The 20,547-nt window shown below is 73.6% G+C and carries 15 protein-coding genes and 1 pseudogene; 10 read left to right on the top strand and 6 right to left on the bottom strand.

Annotated elements, in window-relative coordinates:
* Positions 1-167: 167 nt before the first annotated feature.
* Complete coding sequence (locus ABZ809_RS33120) at positions 168-1,625, top strand: M1 family metallopeptidase (RefSeq protein WP_357566594.1); 1,458 nt, start codon at positions 168-170, stop codon at positions 1,623-1,625.
* 6 nt (positions 1,626-1,631) lie between these two features.
* On the opposite strand, the gene ABZ809_RS33115 is transcribed toward ABZ809_RS33120, so the two are convergent.
* On the bottom strand, positions 1,632-2,750 hold the full coding sequence (locus tag ABZ809_RS33115; RefSeq protein WP_357566593.1) for an LCP family protein: 1,119 nt from the start codon (positions 2,748-2,750) through the stop codon (positions 1,632-1,634).
* A 135-nt stretch (positions 2,751-2,885) separates the two neighbouring features.
* On the opposite strand from ABZ809_RS33115, the gene ABZ809_RS33110 reads away from it, so the two are divergent.
* Both ABZ809_RS33110 and guaA read left to right on the top strand, forming a co-directional pair.
* Positions 2,886-4,583 carry a GMC family oxidoreductase gene (locus ABZ809_RS33110; protein WP_357566592.1) on the top strand — a complete coding sequence of 566 codons (1,698 nt, stop codon included), beginning with the start codon at positions 2,886-2,888 and terminating at the stop codon, positions 4,581-4,583.
* 195 nt (positions 4,584-4,778) lie between these two features.
* The gene (gene guaA / locus ABZ809_RS33105) at positions 4,779-6,335 is read left to right on the top strand and encodes a glutamine-hydrolyzing GMP synthase (RefSeq protein ID WP_357566591.1); all 1,557 of its coding nucleotides are present in this window, start codon (positions 4,779-4,781) and stop codon (positions 6,333-6,335) included.
* A gap of 7 nt (positions 6,336-6,342) precedes the next feature.
* On the opposite strand, the gene ABZ809_RS33100 is transcribed toward guaA, so the two are convergent.
* Positions 6,343-6,669, bottom strand: coding sequence for a PspC domain-containing protein (locus ABZ809_RS33100; protein WP_357566590.1), 327 nt, complete (start codon positions 6,667-6,669; stop codon positions 6,343-6,345).
* Positions 6,670-6,813: 144 nt separating this feature from the next.
* Between ABZ809_RS33100 and ABZ809_RS33095 the strand changes: the two genes are divergently transcribed.
* The 3 genes from ABZ809_RS33095 to ABZ809_RS33085 all read left to right on the top strand — a co-directional run bounded on the left by ABZ809_RS33095 (position 6,814) and on the right by ABZ809_RS33085 (position 10,212).
* On the top strand, positions 6,814-7,761 hold the full coding sequence (locus tag ABZ809_RS33095) for an NUDIX hydrolase (RefSeq protein ID WP_357566589.1): 948 nt from the start codon (positions 6,814-6,816) through the stop codon (positions 7,759-7,761).
* Positions 7,762-7,894: 133 nt separating this feature from the next.
* Positions 7,895-8,815 (top strand): NUDIX domain-containing protein, encoded by a 921-nt coding sequence (locus ABZ809_RS33090; protein ID WP_357566588.1) that lies wholly within the window; start codon positions 7,895-7,897, stop codon positions 8,813-8,815.
* A gap of 479 nt (positions 8,816-9,294) precedes the next feature.
* Positions 9,295-10,212: a CDP-alcohol phosphatidyltransferase family protein gene (locus tag ABZ809_RS33085; RefSeq protein ID WP_357566587.1), complete on the top strand. Its 918-nt coding sequence runs from the start codon at positions 9,295-9,297 to the stop codon at positions 10,210-10,212.
* Between the two features lie 67 nt (positions 10,213-10,279).
* On the opposite strand, the gene ABZ809_RS33080 is transcribed toward ABZ809_RS33085, so the two are convergent.
* The 3 genes and pseudogenes from ABZ809_RS33080 to ABZ809_RS33070 form a co-directional block, all read right to left on the bottom strand.
* Entirely contained in the window at positions 10,280-11,533 is a 1,254-nt protein-coding gene (locus tag ABZ809_RS33080) for a phosphatidylserine decarboxylase (protein WP_357566586.1), read from the bottom strand.
* 631 nt (positions 11,534-12,164) lie between these two features.
* Positions 12,165-12,353 (bottom strand): annotated as a pseudogene (locus ABZ809_RS33075) (hypothetical protein); the annotation flags it as partial.
* Positions 12,350-14,071 carry a PspC domain-containing protein gene (locus ABZ809_RS33070; RefSeq protein WP_357566585.1) on the bottom strand — a complete coding sequence of 574 codons (1,722 nt, stop codon included), beginning with the start codon at positions 14,069-14,071 and terminating at the stop codon, positions 12,350-12,352. The pseudogene ABZ809_RS33075 and the gene ABZ809_RS33070, both read right to left, overlap by 4 nt.
* A 171-nt stretch (positions 14,072-14,242) precedes the next feature.
* Here ABZ809_RS33070 and ABZ809_RS33065 point away from each other — a divergent pair, with 171 nt between their 5' ends.
* The 3 genes from ABZ809_RS33065 (at position 14,243) to ABZ809_RS33055 (ending at position 17,539) form a co-directional block, all read left to right on the top strand.
* Positions 14,243-15,508, top strand: a complete 1,266-nt coding sequence (locus tag ABZ809_RS33065) for a PspC domain-containing protein (protein ID WP_357566584.1) — start codon at positions 14,243-14,245, stop codon at positions 15,506-15,508.
* On the top strand, positions 15,508-16,194 hold the full coding sequence (locus tag ABZ809_RS33060; protein WP_357566583.1) for a response regulator transcription factor: 687 nt from the start codon (positions 15,508-15,510) through the stop codon (positions 16,192-16,194). Before ABZ809_RS33065 ends, ABZ809_RS33060 begins: the two co-directional genes overlap by 1 nt.
* A 190-nt stretch (positions 16,195-16,384) precedes the next feature.
* Positions 16,385-17,539, top strand: coding sequence for a Cys-Gln thioester bond-forming surface protein (locus ABZ809_RS33055; protein ID WP_357566582.1), 1,155 nt, complete (start codon positions 16,385-16,387; stop codon positions 17,537-17,539).
* 75 nt (positions 17,540-17,614) lie between these two features.
* Here the strand turns inward: ABZ809_RS33055 and ABZ809_RS33050 are convergent, their stop codons facing one another.
* On the bottom strand, positions 17,615-18,349 hold the full coding sequence (locus tag ABZ809_RS33050) for a PIG-L deacetylase family protein (RefSeq protein WP_357566581.1): 735 nt from the start codon (positions 18,347-18,349) through the stop codon (positions 17,615-17,617).
* Positions 18,350-18,780: 431 nt separating this feature from the next.
* Here ABZ809_RS33050 and ABZ809_RS33045 point away from each other — a divergent pair, with 431 nt between their 5' ends.
* Positions 18,781-20,424, top strand: a complete 1,644-nt coding sequence (locus ABZ809_RS33045; protein WP_357566580.1) for an ABC transporter substrate-binding protein — start codon at positions 18,781-18,783, stop codon at positions 20,422-20,424.
* The last annotated feature ends 123 nt before the right edge of the window (positions 20,425-20,547 follow it).

Raw genomic sequence — 20,547 nt, 5'->3', positions numbered from 1 at the left:
GCGGGCCTCCCCGGCGCTCGGTAGGCTGCCGCCGGATCCCGGCGCCGCACCACCGGCCCGGCCCGGCCGCCGCACCCGCGCACCCGCCGGGAGCGGGCACCGACCGGGCGCGGATCCGCCACGGGCCGCCGGTTCGGCGACCCGCGACCCAGGGGAGGGACGAGGCGATGACGCTGTCGCGGCGGATGCTGTGCGCGGGCGCCGGCCTGCTGCTGGCCGGGACGCTCGGACTGGCCGGATGCGGGTCCGCCGAGGACGCGGCCCCGGCTGCGGCCACCACAGGGCCGGAGACACCCCGCCAGTTCATCCTCGGGGCGCCCGGCGCCGGCGACGCGTACTTCCCGACGTACGGCAACGGCGGGTACGACGTCATCGCCTACACCGTCAAGGTGCGCTACGACCCGGCGAAGGACCGGCTCGCGGGCACCACCACCGTGCGGGCGGCGGCGACCACCGACCTGTCCGCGTTCAACCTGGACCTGGCCGGGCTGACCGTGCGGTCGGTGACGGTCGACGGCGCCCCGGCGAAGCACCGCCGCAAGGGCGACGAGCTGACGATCACGCCGGCCAGCGGCCTGATCGCGGGCAACGGCTTCGCCGCCGAGATCACGTACGAGGGCGAGCCGGAGCCGCTGCGCAACGAGGCCCTCGGCCTCGGCGGCTTCCTGCACACCGACGACGGCGCGATCGCGCTCGGCCAGCCCGAGTCGGCGAGCACCTGGTTCCCGGTGAACGACCACCCCTCGGACAAGGCCACCTACGACTTCGAGATCACCGTGCCGGACGGGCTGACGGCGGTCAGCAACGGCGTGCCCGGGGGAAAGAGCACGGCCGGCGGCTGGACCACCTGGAAGTGGTCCGAGCGCAACCCGATGGCGAGCTACCTGAGCATGGTGGTGATCGGCGAGTTCCGGATCACCAGGGGCGAGCACAGGGGACGGCCGGTGTTCCACGCGGTCACCACCGACCTGCCGGAGGGCGCGGCGGACCGGTCGATCGCCGACACGGTCGAGGTGTCGGACTACCTGGAGAGCGTCTTCGGGCCGTATCCGTTCGGGGCGTACGGAGGTGTGGTGATCTCCGACCCGCGGATCCGGTACGCCCTGGAGACGCAGAGCCGCCCGGTCTACGCCGCGAGCTTCTTCTCCCGGGGCGAGAACACCGGGGTGGTCGCCCACGAGCTGGCACACCAGTGGTTCGGCAACAGCGTGTCGGTGGCGCGGTGGCAGGACATCTGGCTCAACGAGGGGCTCGCCACGTACGCCGAGTGGCTCTGGGCCGAGCACGACGGCGGGCGCACCGCCGGGCAGGAGTTCGACGCCCGGTACACCGGATCGCCCGGCCAGGTCTGGCGGACGCCGCCGGGCGACCCGGGGGCGGAGAAGCTGTTCAGCGAGTCGGTCTACCAGCGCGGCGCGATGACCGTGCACGCGCTGCGGGTGGCCGTCGGCGACAAGGCGTTCTTCGAGATCCTCAAGACCTGGGCGACGCAGAAGCGCGACGCCAACGCGACCACCGCCGAGTTCGTCGCGCTGACGGAACGGGTCTCCGGCAAGCAGCTCGACGAGCTGTTCGAGGCGTGGCTGCACGGCACGCGGCGCCCCGCCCGTCCCGAGCGGCTGTGACGGCGCTCAGCGCTTGACGCGCAGCTCCGGGTGGGCGGCGAGGTAGGCGTCCGCCCGCCCGGCGCGCAGCTCGGTGAGGAACTTCCGGCCGGTCGGCGTGAGCTGCTCGCCCCGGTAGGCGCTGCCCTGGCCCACCCCCGCGCCGGGCAGGCCGACAAGCGTGAACCGGTCCGGCCGCAGCCCGCCGAGGGCGTACGCGACGTCCACGACGCGCGGCCCGCCCGCGTAGATCAGGGTGTCGCCGAGCGCGTCCACCACCTGCTGCACGCGGTCCGGCTGCCGGGCCAGGTCCTCGTCGAGGATCTTGGTCGCCAGCGCTTTGACGAGCTGCTGCTGGTGGCGCTGCCGGGCGTAGTCGCCGCCGGTGGTGTAGCGCTGCCGGGCGTAGTCCAGCGCCTGCCAGCCGGTGAGGTGCCGCTCGCCCTTCTCGTACACCATCTGCGGGCCCGTGTAGCCCCCGCCGCCCGGCGCGGGCTCCCGGTGCCGGCCGTCGGGCCGGCGGTGCAGCGAGACCACCCGCTGGTCGACGTAGAGATCCACCCCGCCGAGGGTGTCCACCAGCTTGTCGAAGCCGTTGAAGGTGATCACGGCGCCGGCGTCGAAGCGCAGCCCGGTGTAGCCGCTGACGGTGCTGCGCAGCAGTTCGTACCCCTGGGCGGCGCTCGGCTCCTTGGGCTTGCCGGGCACCCGGCTGCCGTAGCTCATCGCGTGGGTGAGCTTGGTCTTCCCGCCGCGGTAGCCGGCCTTCGGGAAGGCCGGGATGTCGACGAGCAGGTCGCGGGGGAGGGAGAAGAGGTACGCCCGGTCGAGGCCCCGGGGCACGTGCAGCACCAGTACGGCGTCGCCGTGCGGCTCCCAGCCCGGCACGCTGACCCTGGTGTCCACCCCGACGAGCAGGAGGTTGAGCGGGCCGGTGATCCCGGCGCCCGGCGGGACGGTCGGGCTCGGGGTGGGGCTCGCCGTCGGGGTCCCGATGGCGCCCGCCGGCCCGACCGCGCGCCGCGGCCCGTCGTCGCCGACGAGCCGGGTGACCACCAGGGCGCCCACGGCCATCAGGGCCACCGCCGCGAGGGCGGCCAGCCCCAGTACCCACCGTGGGCGCTGCGCCCCTGTGCGCTGAGCCATGCGACACCCCCGTGATGACAACGTCCCGACGGGGGCCCCGAGTTGCGGGCGAGTGCCTCCGGATCGGCGGACCGGGAGCATGATCGCGCGAAACGGGTGCTGGCGCGATGGCTACCGGGCGGTAATGATTCGTCCATGCGGTACGACGTGGTCGTCATCGGGTCCGGCTTCGGCGGCAGCGTCACCGCGCTGCGGCTGGCCGAGAAGGGCTACTCGGTGGGGGTGCTGGAGGCCGGGCGACGGTTCGCCGACCACGAGTTCCCGCAGACCTCCTGGCGGCTGCGGCGGTTCCTGTGGGCGCCCCGCCTCGGCTGCTACGGCCTCCAGCGGCTCACCCTGCTGCGCCCGGCCGACCGGAGGGCCGGCGGCGGCGTGCTGGTGCTCTCCGGCGCCGGGGTCGGCGGCGGCTCGCTGGTCTACGCGAACACCCTCTACGAGCCGCTGGACGCCTTCTACGCCGATCCGCAGTGGCGCGACGTCACCGACTGGCGCGACGAGTTGGCCCGCCACTTCGACCAGGCGAAGCGGATGCTGGGCGTCACCACGTACCCGGCCGTCACCCGGGCGGACCGGGCGATGCGGGCGGTGGCCGACCGGATGGGGGTGGGGCACACCCACCACGCGACCCCGGTCGGCGTGTTCATCGGCCGCCCCGGCGAGCGCGCCGCCGACCCGTACTTCGGCGGGGCCGGGCCGGAACGCACCGGCTGTACGCACTGCGGCGCCTGCATGACCGGCTGCCGGCACGGCGCGAAGAACACCCTCGTCAAGAACTACCTCTGGCTGGCCGAGCGGGTGGGCGCCCGGGTGCACCCGCTGACCACGGTCACCGCCGTGCGCCCGGCCGACGGCGGCGGGTACGCGGTGCACACCGTGCGTACCGGCGCCTGGCTCCGGGCCCGCCGGCAGGTGATCCACGCCGACCAGGTGGTCTTCGCGGCCGGCGCGCTCGGCACCCAGCGGCTGCTGCACGCCATGCGGGCCGAGGGGGCGCTGCCCGGGCTCTCGCCCCGCCTCGGCGAGCTGACCCGGACCAACTCGGAGGCGATCCTCGGCGCCTCGGTGCCCCGCCGGCGGGCCCGCGCCGACGGCCTCGACTTCACCGAGGGCGTGGCGATCACCAGCTCGTTCCACCCGGACCCGCAGACCCACGTCGAGCCGGTCCGCTACGGGCGGGGCTCGAACGCGATGGGGCTGCTCCAGTCGCTGCTGGTCGACGGCGGGCCGCACCGGGTGCGCCGCTGGCTGGGGACCCTGCTGCGGCAGCCCGGCGCGGCGGCCCGGCTGCTGTCCGTCCGGGGCTGGTCGGAGCGGACGGTCATCGCCCTGGTCATGCAGTCGGTGGACAACTCCTTGACCACCCGGCTCCGGCGCGGCCCGTTCGGCCGGCACCTGGTCTCCGGCCCGGGGCACGGGGCGCCCAACCCGACCTGGATCCCGGCCGGCAACCACGCGGTCCGGCTGCTGGCCGAGGAGATCGGGGGCACGCCGGGCGGGGCGCTGACCGAACCGTTCGACATCCCGATGACCGCCCACATCCTCGGCGGCGCGGTGATCGGCGCCACCCCCGCCGACGGCGTGATCGACCCGTGGCACCGGGTCTACGGCCACCCGGGGCTGCACGTGGTCGACGGGGCGGCGGTCTCGGCGAACCTCGGGGTGAACCCGTCGCTGACCATCACCGCCCAGGCGGAACGCGCGATGTCCTTCTGGCCCAACAAGGGCGATGAGGACCCGAGACCACCCCTGAACTCCGAGTACACCCGCCTACCCCCCGTCCTTCCCCACCACCCCGCCGTCCCACCCCACGCCCCCGCCACCCTCCGCCCCTAACCCCCGCCCTCGCCCCCCGCCCCCCGCCCCGCCCCCTGCGACCTCGGCGATCTTGCACTTTCGGCCCCTGATATGTCGTCTTCGTGCTTTTTGTCGGGGCGACAAGTGCAAGATCGCGGGAATCGGGGAGTGGCGAGGGGGCAGGGGCGGGGTGTGGCGGGGAGTCAGGGGGGAGGGTGGGTAGGCTTTCTGCACATGAGCACGCCTCGTCCCGTCCTCGTGGTGGACTTCGGAGCCCAGTACGCCCAGCTCATCGCGCGCCGGGTGCGGGAGGCGAAGGTCTACTCGGAGATCGTGCCGCACTCGATGCCGGTCGCCGAGATGCTGGCGAAGGACCCCGCCGCGATCATCCTGTCGGGCGGTCCGTCCAGCGTCTACGCCCCGGGCGCCCCGCAGATCGACGCCGGCATGTTCTCCGCCGGGGTGCCGGTCTTCGGCATCTGCTACGGCTTCCAGGCGATGGCCCAGGCGCTCGGCGGCACGGTGGCCCGCACCGGCAACCGCGAGTACGGCGGCACCCCGCTGCGCCCCCGCCTTCTCGACCCCGGCGTGCTGCTCCGCGACCTGCCGGCCGACCTGCCGGTCTGGATGAGCCACGGCGACTGCGTGACCGAGGCCCCGGCGGGCTTCACGGTCACCGCCGAGTCGGCGGGCGCGCCGGTGGCCGCGTTCGAGGACCTGGTCGGGCGCCGGGCCGGCGTGCAGTTCCACCCGGAGGTCGGGCACACCGCGCACGGCCAGGAGATGCTCACCCGCTTCCTCTACGACATCGCGGGCATCGAGCCGACCTGGACGGCCGAGAACATCATCGACGAGCAGGTCGCCCGGATCCGCGAACAGGTCGGCGACAAGGAGGTCATCTGCGGCCTGAGCGGCGGGGTCGACTCGGCCGTGGCCGCCGCACTGGTGCACCGGGCCGTCGGCGACCAGCTCACCTGCGTCTTCGTCGACCACGGGCTGCTGCGCGCGGGCGAGGCCGAGCAGGTGGAGAAGGACTACGTGGCCGCCACCGGCATCAAGCTGAAAGTGGTCGACGCGCAGGAGCGGTTCCTCGACGCGCTGGCCGGGATGACCGACCCGGAGCAGAAGCGCAAGATCATCGGTCGGGAGTTCATCCGGGTCTTCGAGGCCGCCGCGCGGGAGATCGCCGCCCACGGCGACGTCGAGTTCCTCGTCCAGGGCACCCTCTACCCCGACGTGGTGGAATCCGGCGGCGGCACCGGCACGGCCAACATCAAGAGCCACCACAACGTCGGCGGCCTGCCCGAGGACCTGAAGTTCGCCCTGGTCGAGCCGCTGCGCACGCTGTTCAAGGACGAGGTCCGGACGCTCGGTCTCCAGTTGGGGCTGCCCGAGGCGATGGTCTGGCGGCACCCGTTCCCGGGCCCCGGCCTGGCCATCCGGATCATCGGCGCGGTCGACCGGGAGCGGCTCGACCTGCTGCGCAAGGCCGACCTGATCGCCCGTGAGGAGTTGTCCGCCGCCGGCCTGGACCGGGGCGTCTGGCAGTTCCCGGTCGTGCTGCTGGCCGACGTGCGCAGCGTCGGGGTGCAGGGTGACGGCCGCAGCTACGGGCACCCCGTGGTGCTGCGGCCGGTCTCCAGCGAGGACGCGATGACCGCCGACTGGTCCCGGCTGCCCTACGAGTTGGTCGCCCGGATCTCCACCCGGATCACCAACGAGGTCGCCGAGGTCAACCGGGTGGTGCTGGACGTGACGAGCAAGCCGCCGGGCACGATCGAGTGGGAGTGACCACGGATCACGCCGCCGGTGGGTGGGTCGGTGGGTAGGGCGTCGGTGCCGGCTGCGGGGCCGTCGGTGCCGGCTGTGCGCCGGCGGTCGGCGCCGGGTGCGGCCAGGCGGGCGCGCCGGCGGGCTCCTCGGGCATCAGGAACCACATGACCGGGTACGCCAGCAGCGCGAGGCCGCCGGTCAGCAGGCCGGTGACCGCGAAGACGACCCGGACCAGGGTGGGGTCGACGGCGAAGTAGCGGCCGAGGCCGCTGGCCACCCCGGCGACCATCCGGTCCGTGACGGGGCGACGGAGTTGCTTGTACGGGGGCTGGGTGGGGGCGGTGTGTGTCATGCCTCCACGGTCCGTGCCGGCGGCCGGGACGGCCTCGGTGACCGCCCGGATCCCTACCCTGACCTGCCCCTGACCCGCGAGTATTGAGTCAGGAATCTGACTCTTTTCGATGGAGGTAACCCGCGCCGGGGAGAATTTGGCCCCGTGACCACCATGCTGGAGCCGCTCCGCAAAATCGCGGCATACGCAGTTTGTGCTGATTCAGTCGGCCGAGTGTTGCTGGTCCGCGCATCAGAGCGCTCCGGCACTCCCGGCACCTGGTCGCTGCCCGGGGGCGCGGTCGACCACGGTGAGGACCCGCACCACACCGTCGTCCGGGAGACCGCCGCCGAGACCGGCCTCTCCGTCACCGTCGCCGGCCTGCACGACGTGCTCGCCGACATGCGGGCGCTGCCGGAGCGGGGCATCACCATCCACACCGACCGCCTGATCTACGAGGTCTCGGTCCGGGGCGGGACGCTCACCGACCGGGTCGAACGGCCGACCGACCTGGCCCGCTGGTTCACCCCGGAGGAGGCCCGTGAGCTGCCGCTGCGGTCGTTCACCGCGCGCGCCCTGGGGCTGCCCGCCTCGTCCGCCGACATCGTCCCGGACGAGGCACCGGAGTTCCCCTCCTTCTACGCGGTGCCCGGCCCCGACGGGCTGCACCGGGCCCAGCGCTTCGCCGCGTACGCGGTGGTGACCGACCCGGACGACCGGGTGCTGCTCACCCGGGTCTCCGACGGCTACCCGGGCGCGGGCTGCTGGCACCTGCCCGGCGGCGGCACCGACTACGGCGAGCAGCCCGGTGCCGCCCTGATCCGGGAGCTGGTCGAGGAGACCGGGCAGACCGGCCGCCTCGTCGAGCTGCTCGGCGTGGCCAGCCACCGGGACGCCGCCTCCCTCGGCCCGGAGGGCTACCCGATCGACTGGCACGGCGTCCGCGCCTTCTACCGAGTCGTGGTCGACAAGCCGGCCCCGCCCACCGTCGCCGACGTCGGCGGCTCCACCTGCGAGGCCCGCTGGTTCGCCCGCGACGAACTGGGCGCCCTCCCCACCGACCGCCTGACCGAGGTGACGGCGGAAGCCGTCCAGGCCGCCCGCCTGGCCTAACCCCCACCCCCCCCAACCCCGGGCCCCGGGGCCCGACCCGTCGATCATGAGGTTGACCGGGCGACACGCCGGACGTACTGCCGCTAACGTCATGATCGACGGGGTGGGTCCGGCGGGGGCGGGGTGCGTGCGGGTGGGCGAGCGACGGCGGGTCGGGGCGTACGGGGTGTGCAGGGACGCGGACGGGCGGGTGCTGCTGGCCCGGGGCTCCGCGTGGTGCCCGTTTCCCGGCGTCTGGCAGCTACCCGGCGGTGGGCTGGAGCACGGGGAGCATCCGGCGCACGCGGTGGTCCGTGGGTTCGCCGAGGAGACCGGCCTCACCGTTGCGGTGACCGGACTGCGGGCCGTGCTCGCCGACGTGACCACCTTTCCGGGTTCCGGTGACGCGGAGCACACCGACCGCCTCGTCTTCGATGTCGCCGTGCGGGGTGGCGAGATGCGACCGGAGCCGGCCGGCGGCAGCGACGCGGTGGCCTGGTTCACCACCGCAGAGGCGGCGGCGGTGCCGCTGATGCCGTTCACCGCCGAGTGGCTCGGCGTGCCCGTCGCGCCCCTGCCGCCGGGGCTGCCCCTGCCCCCGCGCGAGCCGGCCGCCGCGCCGTCCGCGGACCGGCGGCAGCGCTTCGGGGCGTACGGGTTGGTCACCGACCCCGCCGACCGCGTGCTGCTCACCATGATCGCCGACGGCTATCCGGGCGCCGGCCTGTGGCACCTGCCCGGTGGTGGCACGGATCACGGCGAGCAGCCTGTCGCCGCGTTGCTGCGCGAGTTGGTCGAGGAGTCCGGCCAGCTCGGCCGGGTGGCCGAGCTGATCGGCGTGGACACCCTGCACAACCCGGCCGCGCTGGGCCCGGAGGGGCACCCGATCGACTGGCACAGTGTCCGGGTGGTCTACCGGGTGGCGGTCGACACGCCGACCGAGCCGCGGGTGACCGAGTCGGCCGGTGGGTCCACCGCCCGGGCGGCCTGGTTCACGCCGCACCAGCTCGTCGGGCTCCCACTCACCGAGATCGCCGCGCGGACGCTGGCCGGCCCCGCCGACCAGGCCCGGTGAGTCGCCGCCGGGATCGCTGCCCGGACTCTGCCCGGCCTGCCGACCAGGCCCGGTGAGTCGCCGTCGGGATCGCTGCCCCGCCGCTGGGAACCGGCCTTCCGTCGGGCGTCCGTAACCGGACAGCGGCTTCCCGCGGCATCCGCTCGCCGAGCCGACGTAGGCGAGGTCCGGTACATTCGATGTGGGGTTGGTAGAGGAAACGGGCGATGGAGCCCGGGATGGGAATAAGACGGCGGTTTGCACGGTTCGGTCAGATATAAGTACCGCCGGTAGCTATCGCCAATCCCCGTTCCCTTATGCGATGGTGTACTCCGCAAAACGGCTGCCGGGCCAAAAGGCCCGGCACGAGACAGCCGGACGGCCCCGCTCTCGCGGCGGCCAGCCGATCCGGTGATGGAGGAAACGTGCCGAGAGCCCTATGGCGCCGGCGTCGTACCACTGACAGTCCGCGTCCCGCAGGGCGTCGCTGGGCGGGGCCGTTGCGCCGCAGCAGCACGCTCGCCCGGCAGGTGCTGCTGGTCCGGGTGGGCCGCCGCGACGGCGACCTGCGCGGAACCAACGACCTCTCGCTTCCCGAACCCCGCTACGCCGACCGGCCGCGCCGCCGCTACGGGCTGACACAGGTCGAGCACGTGGAGGTCGCCTCGATCGCCCCGGTCAGTCCCGCCCTCGGCCCCACGGCCGCGGTCGACGACCAGGCGATGACCATCCCGCTGCTCCCCGGCGAGCGGACAGTCGCCCGTCGGGTGAAGTTCGCGGTGGCCAACGCCTGCACCCTCAGCAGCCTGATGCTCGGCATGCTGGCGATCTTCCTGGCCATGCAGGGCGAGGTGCGGGTCGCCGCGCTCTGCCTGATCGCCTGCGTCGTCTTCGACGGCCTCGACGGCGCGCTCGCGCGCAGGTTCGGCGTGGCCAGCCCGTTCGGCGCGCAGATGGACTCGCTGGCCGACATGTGCTCGTTCGGGCTCGCCGCCCCGGTGGTGGTCTACGCCTCGCTGGCCGGCTCGGTCTCCACGCCGGCCGCCGCGGTGGCCTGCGCCCTCGTCGCTGCGTGCGCGGCGATCCGGCTCGCCCGGTTCAACGTCTCGCCGAAGGACGGCCGGTTCTTCTGCGGCGTCCCCACCACGATGGCCGCCGCCGTCCTCGCGCTGACCGTCGCCATCGGGCTGCCGGTGCCGGGCATCGTCCAGGTGGCCGGCGTGGCGCTGCTCGCCTTCGCGATGGTCTCCAGTTTCCCGTACGCGAAGCTGGCCCGGCTGGTGAAGCTGCCGCCGTGGGTGTGGCTGGCCCCGGTGATCGGCGCGCTGATCGACATCCGGCTCACCTTCGCCCTGATCGTGGTCGGTTACCTGGTCAGCGGCCCGGTGCTCTGGCTGCGGCAGCGCCGCACCGCCTGAACCACAGCGAAACGAGAAGGGGCGCCGCGAGCCGCGGCGCCCCTTCTCGTTCGTCGGCTGCCCCGGCTCAGTGCCAGCGGGCGATGACCGTGGCGCCTCCGACGACCTTGTCGCCGGGGCCGACCAGTGGCTCCGCCGCGTCGGCCGGCAGGTAGACGTCGGTGCGCGAGCCGAACCGGATCAGCCCGAAGCGTTCGCCCCGGGCCAGCAGCGCGCCGATCGGTGCCCGCTGCACGATCCGCCGGGCGATCAGGCCGGTGCGCTGCGCCACGACCACGGTGCCGTGCGCGGTGTCCAACACCGTGTACGCGGCCACGTTGTGCTCCGCCGCCGGCTTCATCGCGTTGGCGAAGCCACCGTCGGCGACGAAGTAGTCGACCACCTTGCCGGCCACCGGGGAGCGGTTGACGTGCACGTCCAGCACCGACAGGAAGACGGCGATCCGCAACCACTCGCCCTCGCCGAAGCGCTCGTCGTGCAGCCGCTGCACGGACAGCACCCGTCCGTCGGCCGAGGCGACCACCGCCGACGGGTCCTCCGGCACGTCGCGTTCCGGATCCCGAAAGAAGGCGGCGACCGGGGCCGCGGCCAGGGCGGGGAGCAGCCAGAGCTTCGACTTCGGCCGGGTCACCCGGGCCACGGCGGCCAGGCCGAGCGCGATGCCGGCCGCGGCCACCCCGTTGGAGTCGATGTGCATGCCCCGGGTCAGCGGCACGCTGGACGGGCGGTACGCCGGGGCCAGCCGGGCCGCCGAGGCGGGGTCGGCCGGGGTGAAGCGGAGCCGGTACACCCGCAGCGGTGGGGTGTTGCGCAGCACGAGGTCGGCGCCGACGCCGTAGAGCGCGCCCTGCCGGTCCAACTCGGCGGCCGCGCCCGCCGTGCGCGTCGGTGTGGCGGGCGCGGCCACGCTCAGCACCGCCCCCTCGGCGAGGTACTTCGTGAGGCCCTCGACGGCGGCGCGGGTCTCGTCGGCCGTGCCGGTGAACGGCTCCCCGGCGACGACCACGGCGGCCGGCTCGGCCTCGGCGAGCGTGTCGACGACGCGGACCCGGTCGGCGACCCAGCGGCCCTGGGCGGTGACGTGCGCCCGGAGCGCCGCCGGGTCGGCCGATCCGGCGGGTACCAGCGTGAGGGTGTCGCCGGGCAGCAGCGCCTCGATCGCCGCGGCCAGCACGGCGGACTCCGGCGTCGCGCCGACCAGCAGGGCGGCCTTCGGGTCGTTGATCCGGGCGAGCTCGGCGACGAGGGTACGGGCGGCTCGCTCGCCGATGCGGACCGGACCGGGCCGACCGGAGGTGCGCACGGCGGGGGACTGCGTCATGTCGGACGGACTCCTGACGGGGTAGAGACGGGAATCGCGGCGGGACAGCCACGGCGGCGCGGTCCGGCCGGCGCGGCGGCCAGGTCGGCGCGGGCCGGTCGGCGGAGGCGAGATCTCCACCGGCCAGCATAGGCCGCTGCCGCCGCCGGCCGTACCGCTGCGGTCAACCGCGTGGGCGCTCCTCGCCCGCCGGCGAGCCGTCGACCGGCCGGACCGGGGCGCTCTCGTCGGCGGCGCGCTCCTCGACCGCCTCGGCCCGGGCGTCGGTGACGGCCTCCGTGGGCCACTCGTCGGCCTCGGTGGGCCACTCGTCGGTCTCGTCCCGGGCCCGGGAGCCGGGCGTCGCCCCCTGCCGCGTCGGCCCGCCGGACACCGGCGCGGAGACGTCCCACTCGGTCCGCCCGCCCCACTCGGGCCGGTCACCCCAGTCGGATCGGCGCCCGCCCCAGGCCGCCGGGTCGTCGGCCGTACCGACCCGGTCGAGGTCCCAGCGGGTCGGGTCCACCTCGGGATCGGGCCGGTCCGTGCCGCCGTTCGGCCCGGCGGCCGGCGGGACGGAGGTGGGCTCGACCGGGTCGGGGGCGCCGGGTCCGACCGGGTCCGGGGCGGCGACCTCGGCCGTGGTCGGTCGGGCGGACCGGCCGGAGCGCAGCGCGCCCACGAGGCCCAGCAGCCCGATCAGGAACAGCGCACCGGCCAGGAACCAGCCGACCGGCGGCAGGGCGAGCCCGAGCAACTGGGCGAGCAGCCACCACGCGGCGAGCCCGAGGAAGATCAGCCCGAAGGCCAACGACACGATGTCGGTGCGGTGGGCCTTCACCGGGTCACCTCCAGATTGCCGGCGTTGACGTGGACGTAGAGGCGCAGCGTGCCGCCGCCGGCACCGTCGGCGCCCAGGTCGGCCGCCTCCCGGAGCTGGCCGTCGAACCCGCCGGAGCGCTTGCCGAAGACGACCGCGTCGCCGGCGTTGACGTCGACCACCGTGGTGACGTCGACGTTCGGCGGCACCACCACCGTGCACTCGCCGAAGTTGACGGAGACCGTGATCTGGGTGTGCTTCTTGTCGAAGTCGACCGCGCGCAGGTCCAGCACGGTGTCACCGAAGTTGTTCTCGTACCGGTCGGCGAGGTCGCGGTGGGCGGTGGGCGCCCACGTCACGTTGCCGTCGACGCCCCGGATCCGGTCGTAGGACTCCGCCACGGTGGCCACGCCGAGCGCGGCGGCGGCCACCACGCCGAGCGCGATCAGCCACCGGGCCCGTCCGAACCAGGTGCCGACCAGCAGGCCGAGGCCGATGGTGGCCAGCGTGGCCGCGAAGTACGCCGACGCCCCGACGTCGAAGACGTCCATCAGGTCCACGACGGCCACCACGCCCAGGGCGAGGAAGATCAGCGAGAACGTCACCGGGCCGAGCGGGGAGCGCTCGCGTGGTCGCTTCGGCGGCTTGGCGGGCGGCTTCGGCGGTGCCGGCGGAGCGGTGGTCTGGCCGGCGTACGGGCCGTGCGGGGCGAACGGGCCGTGCGGGGCGAACGGGCCGTGCGGGGCGAACGGGGGCCGGTAACCCGGGGGCGAGGGCGCGGGCACGGGGTGACCCGATGCCGGCGCGCCCGAGGTCGCGGCGGGCCAGCCGGAGGTGGGCGCGGCCGGCCAGCCCGAGGTGGGCGTGGCCGTCGGGACGTACGGGGGTGCCGTCGGGGCGGCCGGCGACCAGACGGGCAGTACGGCGGTCGGCTCGGCCGGCTGACCGGAGACCGGGGCGCCGCCGCCCGGGATCGGGGCGCCCTCGTCGGCCCGCGCACCGGGTGCCGTGGGGACGGCCCCCGGCCCGGGGGGCACGGCGACGGCCGGCGCGGCCGCGTACGCGACCGGGGCGGGATGGCCGACCGGGGGCACCGGGCCGGGCGGGGCGGCGGGCGGGACGGGCGCAGCCGGCGGGACAGCCGGCGGCCGGTTGTCCCGGTTCAGCAGCAGCGCGCCGCCGACCAGGATCGTGGCGCCGAGCAGCACCGCCCGGAACGCGTCCGTGACGATGTACCCGAAGCTGATCGCGACCAGGATGCTCAACACGATCACGGTCACCGGGGACATGCTGGACCGCCCCCGGCCGAGCATGGACTCGACGGGAGAGGCGCTGTCGCCCTCGCCCGGGATGATCAGCCAGGCGGTGACGTAGACCAGGATGCCGATGCCGCCGAAGAAGCCGAGCACCGCCAGCAGCACCCGCCAGAGCACGGGGTCGGTGTTGGTGGCCCGGCCGATCGCCGCGCAGACGCCGGCCAGGTAGCGGCCGTCGCGGGGGCGGACGAGCCCGTACCGGGAGGTGAAGCCGGCGCCGCCGAACGACGGCTGCGGGCCGCCGGCCGGTCCGGCGCCCGGGAGCGGCGTCCCGTCCCCGCCCCCGGCGGCGGCCGGCGCGGCCACGGGCGGCGGCGGTTCGGAGCCGGGGGGCGTGGAACCGCCGGCAGGGGTCGCGGCGGGGGGCGGTCCACCCGGCTGTGTCGCCCCGGTCCCGGGGGACTGGGCAGCTTCCTCGGTCATGCCCCGATCCTGCTGCCCCGAGTCGCCGAACGGCCTCAGGACCCGACCCTGACCCCACCCTGAGATCCCGGCACCCCGAATGTCGGGGGCGTCCCCGTGGCCCGGCAGCGGTGCGTCGTGTGACGATCGATCCAGCGCCGGCAGCGACCGTCGCCCCGCGCCGTGCCCTCCGTGACCAGGGAGTCTCCGATCAGTGCCGTGACCCAGCCACCCCGCCTCTACCGGGCTCCCGAGCACCGGATGGCCGCCGGGGTGGCCGCCGGTATCGCCGACCACCTCGGCATCTCCGTGCTGCGGGTGCGGGTCGCCTTCATGGTGCTGCTCGGGCTGAGCGGGCTGGGTCTACTGCTCTACGCGGCCTTCTGGGCGGTCGTGCCGCTCCGCCCGGGCGACACCACGGTGCCGCCCCGCCGGGACGTCGCCCAGCTGTTGCCGTTCGTGGCGATCGGTCTCGGCGTGCTGCTGGTGCAGATGATGGTCTTCGACTCGATCGGCGCGACCGGCACCGCCGGGTGGCTGGTCGCGATCATCGCGGTCGGCGCCGGGGTGATCTGGCACCAGTCGGCCCCGGAGCGGCGGCGGCAGTGGGGCGAGTCCATGCCGGTGCCGTGGCTGGGCGCGGTGGTGGAGGAGAGCGACCGGCGGGCCTTCGTGCTCCGGTTCGTCGGCGGCGGGGTGCTGGTCGCGGTCGGCATCATCGGGGTCGCCGCGGTCTACTCCCCGGTGCAGAACTTCGACGCCGTGCTCAACGGTGTGATCTTCGCCCTGGTCGGGCTGGCCGGGGTGGGCGTGGTGGCCGCGCCGGTGCTGTGGCGGACGTACAACCAGCTCCGGTCGGAGCGCGAGGGACGCATCCGCGAGCAGGAGCGGGCCGAGTTGGCCGCCATGGTGCACGACCAGGTGCTGCACACCCTCGCCCTGATCCAGCGGAACGCGAGTGACGTGAAGACCGTCCAGCGGCTCGCCCGGGGGCAGGAACGCTCACTGCGCAACTGGCTCTACAAGCCCGCCGGCTCGCCCACCGAGCGGTTCGCCGCCGCCCTGGAGCAGGCCGCCGCCGAGGTCGAGGACACGTTCGCGATCACCGTGGAGGCGGTGGTGGTCGGCGACCGGGAGACCGACGAGCGGGTCGGCGCGCTGGTGGCCGCCGCCCGCGAGGCGCTGGTGAACGCCGCCCGGCACGCCGGCGTGGGGACCGTCTCGCTCTATGCCGAGGTCGAGCCCGAGCAGGTCAGTGTCTTCGTCCGGGACCGGGGGAAGGGCTTCGATCCGGATACGGTGGAGGACCACCGGCACGGCGTCCGGGGCTCGATCATCGGGCGGATGAAGCGGCACGGCGGCCGGGCGGAGATCCGCTCCGGGCCGGGCGAGGGGACCGAGGTCCGGTTGATCCTGCCGATCTCCCGGGAGTCGGCCACGGCGGAAAGGGACAAGTGATGACCGAGCAGTCGATGGAACCGGTCGAGGGGGCGGCTGCCCGCGCCGAGCGGCTGCGGGTCTTCCTCGTGGACGACCACGCCATGTTCCGCGCCGGGGTCCGGGCCGAGTTGGGCGCACACGTCGAGGTGGTGGGCGAGGCGAGCACCGTCGGCGAGGCGGTCACCCGGATCGCCGCCACGCTGCCCGACGTGGTGCTGCTCGACGTGCACATGCCCGACGGCGGCGGCCGGGCCGTACTGGAGGCGATGCGGCGTCCCCACCCGCAGGTCAAGTTCCTGGCGCTGAGCGTCTCCGACGCGGCGGAGGACGTGATCGGGCTGATCCGGGCCGGCGCGCGGGGCTACGTCACGAAGACCATCTCCCCGGACGAGCTGACCGCCGCGATCAGGCGGGTGGCCGACGGCGACGCGGTGTTCAGCCCCCGGCTGGCCGGGTTCGTGCTGGACGCGTTCGCGGCCCGTCCCGACGCTCCGGTGGCCGACCCCGAGCTGGACCAGCTCACCAACCGCGAGCGCGAGGTGCTGCGGCTGCTCGCCCGGGGGTACGCCTACAAGGAGATCGCCAAGGAGCTCTACATCTCCATCAAGACGGTGGAGACGCACGTGTCGAACGTGCTCCGGAAGCTCCAGATGTCCAACAGGTACGAGTTGTCCCGCTGGGCGGCCGACCGCCGGCTGGTGTGATCCATTTCTTTTCCCCATCATTTCGGGCAGAAGTGACGAAGGTGGCCCACAGGGGCTGACAAGCGATCAACTCCCGTCACATAATTCCCCGTCGCGTTCTCGCGTGCGGGTGGTGCACATCCCGCGGGAACGGCGGCTTCACGCAACCCGCCGTGCGCGGGTCACCCCTGGGGAGAGGTACGCCAATCTGATGTTCGGACAACGAGGACGGCGCTGGGCGCGGATCGCCCTGGCGACCGTCGCCGGTGGCGCGCTGGCGTTCGGCGCCGCCGCGCCGGCAGTCGCCGCGCCCGCCACCGGCGTGGCCAAGTCGGTCAAGGGCAGCCAGGTCAGGCTCATGCTCAACGGCGAGCCGAAGAGCACCAGCGCCCTGGCGCTCAAGATCGGCGGCAAGCTGGTGCCGGCCTTCTGCATCGACTACCGCACCAACGTGGCCATCGACGGCGAGTACAAGGAGGGCACCTGGAGCGAGTCCCAGGTGAAGAACCTGGGCAAGGTGCAGTGGGTGCTCACCCACGGCTACCCGAACGCGGACTCCGGCAAGCTGCTGGCCGCTGCCGGCGCCGCCGTGCCGGCCGAGGCCGACGCCAAGAACCTGCTCTACTTCGGCACCCAGACGGCCATCTGGCACTTCAGCGACGGCGTCCAGTTGGGTGCCTGGGCCGACGGCCAGAAGCTGCTCGGCAAGAAGCAGTACGACGTGGTCAAGAAGGTCCACGACTACCTGGTCGCCAACGCCACCGACCAGCCCGAGCCGGAGGCCGCGCTGAGCGTCGACCCGGCGAGCGCCAAGGCCACCGTCGGCGAGAAGGCCGGCCCGTTCACCGTCAAGGGCCCGGCCGGCGAGATCGCCGTCACGGTCCGCGGCGGCTCGGCGGTCGACGCCGAGGGCAAGCCGGTCACCAAGACCACCAACGGCGGGCAGTTCTGGCTCACCGCCGACGGCGCCGGCGAGGTCAAGGTCGCCGTCTCCGCCGAGGGCTCGGTCTCCTTCGGCCGGGTGTTCCTCTTCACCGGCGAGCGTGCCGCGCAGAAGCTGATCCTCGGTGACACCACCGGCAAGACCGTGACCGCCAAGGCCAAGGCCGCGTTCGCCGCCGCCCCGGCGGAGTCCCCGTCGCCGAGCGCCCCGGCGGAGTCGCCGTCGCCCAGCGCTCCCGCCGAGTCGCCGTCGCCGACCACCCCGGGTGACAGCCCGGCGCCGTCGACCTCGCCCGCCGGCAACGACCTGCCGTTGACCGGCTCCCCGATCGCCACCGCGCTCGCGGCCGGCGTGGCCCTGCTGGCCGCCGGCGCCGTCGCCGTGCTGATGTTCCGCCGTCGCAAGCTGCGCTTCACGGCCTGATCGACGACCGTTCCACGGCTCCGGCCCCGGTACCGCCCCCCGCGGTGCCGGGGCCGGAGCCGTTCGGCGTGCAGGTCACTCGGTGCGCAGCACGGTGAACGCCTCGGCCATCCGGCCGGCGGGCAGCCCGGCCGCGTCCGCCGTCGTGGTGAGCTGCTCCCGGACCCAGGTCGCCACGTCCATCCGCCCGGTCTGCGAGCGGTGCGCCCGCATCGCGGCGACCTTGTGCGCGTACCGGTCGGTGACGTCGACGACGTGGTCCGGCGCGGGGCCGCCGGCGTACCAGACCTCCCGGACCACCCACGGCTCCAGCCCCTCGGCCAGCAGTTCCGGGTGGGCGAACCGGTTGCGCGCGTCGGGGTAGACCGCGCAGGTGGTGGCCTCGCCCACGGCGAGGTGGTCCGGATGGCCCGGCCCGGCGAGGTGTTCCCAGCGGCGCAGCGGCGAACTGGTCAGCACCCGGTCGGGCCGGAACCGGCGGATCGCCGCCGTGATGTCCCGGCGCAGGCCGATCGTCGGGGTGAGGACGCCGTCGGCGTACCCGTCGAGGAACGCGACCCGCCGCACACCGACCTCGGCCGCCGCCGCCCGCTGTTCCTCCTCCCGCAACCGGGTCACCTCGGCGCGCGGGACGCCCTCGAACGCTCCGTAGTCGCCTCGGGTGACAAGCAGGTACGTTACGTCGATACCCTCGTCCACCCAGGTGGCGATGGTGCCCGCACAGCCGAAGTCGACGTCATCCGGATGGGCGAAAACGGCCAACGCCCGGACGACGTCGGCGAGCACCGGAGCGGAGGCGGGGAAGCTCACAGGCGTTGAGCCTACGCCGAGGTGGGGCGCCCCGCCGAGACACGTTGTCCCTGCTCAGGGTGGTACGGCCAGCGCAGATTATGATCTTTTTTCAAGTATCGGCAACGTGGCGACCAACTAACGGCTTGATAACGGCACCTTCACGGAACGGGCCGGTGGGTGTCACAGTGGCAGCACCTCACCCCTCGTGTGAGGCACTCCGTACGGCCTGATGACCACGGACCCCGCCTGTTTGCGGTGCTCCGTGGTGGTCTCGTGTGCGCGGTGCCGACCCCGGTGGGCGGGGCGGCCCGGCGGATCGGTACAACATCTTGTCCCGAATTCACTGCGGTGAAACCGGCTTCCCGTGCTGCGGGTCGCCGAACGTGTCACCCCACTACGTGCGTGAAACCCACGACGGATCCAGGTTCAGAAAGAGGAGGCCCCTCGGAATGAGAGTCTCGAAGCGGGCAAGCAGCGCGATCGCGCTGGGCGCGGCGTTCGCGCTCGTCGCGTCCGGTTGCTCGAGCAGCGACGACGACGGCGGCGACGCCGGCGCGAGCGCCGACGGCGCGATCACCATCGACGGCACTCAGCCGGAGGTCGGCCTGGTCCCGTCGAACACCACCGAGACCGGCGGTGGGGCGATCATCGACTGGATCTGGACCGGTCTGGTCGAGTACCCGAACGACGGCAGCGCGCCGCGCAACGCCGTCGCCGAGTCGATCGAGACGACCGACTCCAAGGTCTACACGATCAAGATCAAGAAGGACACGAAGTTCCACGACGGCACCGTCGTCAAGGCCAAGAACTTCGTGGACGCCTGGAACTGGGGCGCCTACTCGCCGAACGGCGCGCAGAACGGCAGCTTCTTCAACGACATCCAGGGCTTCGCGGACGTCCACACCGAGGACCCGGACGGCGCCGAGGGCCCGCAGAAGGCCCCGGAGCCGAAGGCCAAGGAGATGTCCGGCCTGAAGGTCGTCGACGAGTACACCTTCGAGGTCACCCTCGCCGCGCCGACCGCGGTGTTCCCGACCAAGCTCGGCTACAGCACCTTCATGCCGCTGCCGGACGCCTTCTTCACCCAGGGCGCCGAGGCCTTCGGCAAGAACCCGGTCGGCAACGGCCCGGTCAAGTTCGTCTCGTGGGAAGACGACGTCCAGATCAAGTTGACTCGTTTCGACGACTACTCGTTGAACGACAAGATGAAGGTCAAGGACGTCAACATCAAGCTGTACCAGGACGACACGGCGGCGTACAACGACCTGCTCGCCGGCAACCTGGACTTCATGCAGCAGATCCCGGTCTCCGCGATCGCGGGCGACAAGTGGAAGACCGACCTGGGTGACCGGGCCATCTCCTCCACCACGCCGTCGACCGGCATCATCGCCTTCCCGATCTACGACAAGCGCTTCCAGAACCCGAAGCTGCGTCGGGCGATCTCGCTGTCGATCAACCGCCAGGAGATCAGCGACAAGATCTTCTTCGGTTCGCGCAAGCCGGCCGACAGCTGGGCCAACCCGCTGACCCCGGGCGCCAAGGCGGGCAACTGCACCGCCTGCCAGTTCAACGTCGAAGAGGCCAAGAAGCTTCTCGCCGAGGCCGGTGGCTTCACCGGCGAGCTGGTCATGTTCTACAACGCCGACGCCAGCCACAAGGAGTGGATGGAGGCCGTCGCGCAGCAGGTCAAGACGAACCTCGGCATCAACGCCCGCGCCGAGGGTGTGCCGACCTTCGCGGTGTTCCGCCAGGGCATCAACGCCGGCAAGATGACCGGCATGTACCGCGCCGGCTGGCAGCAGGACTACCCGGACGTGGAGAACTGGGTCGGCCCGCTCTACGTGACCGGCGGTTCCTCGAACGACGGCAAGTACAGCAACCCGCAGGTCGACGCCCTGGCCAAGGAGGCCGCCGCGGCGCCGAGCCTGGAGGCCTCGCACGCCAAGTACGCCGAGGCTGTCGCCCTCATCGACCAGGACGTCCCCTCGATCCCGGTCTACTTCCAGGGCCAGCAGTCCGGCCACTCGGAGAAGATCAAGAAGCTCCAGCTCTCCAACGTCGGTGAGCTTGATCTCACCTCGGTCGAGCTCTGATCCGAACGGTCTGACCCCGGGTCGGGGGGGGCGCGGCGGGGGGACGGAACCCCCCCGGGCGGGGGGGGGGGGGGGACCCCCCCCCCCCCCCCCGGGGACAGCCCCCAGGCGGCGCCGGAGCCC

This window comes from Micromonospora sp. NPDC047074 (assembly GCF_040643815.1).
In the GTDB taxonomy this organism is placed as follows: domain Bacteria; phylum Actinomycetota; class Actinomycetes; order Mycobacteriales; family Micromonosporaceae; genus Micromonospora.
This window is presented reverse-complemented; position numbering and strand designations above follow the sequence as displayed.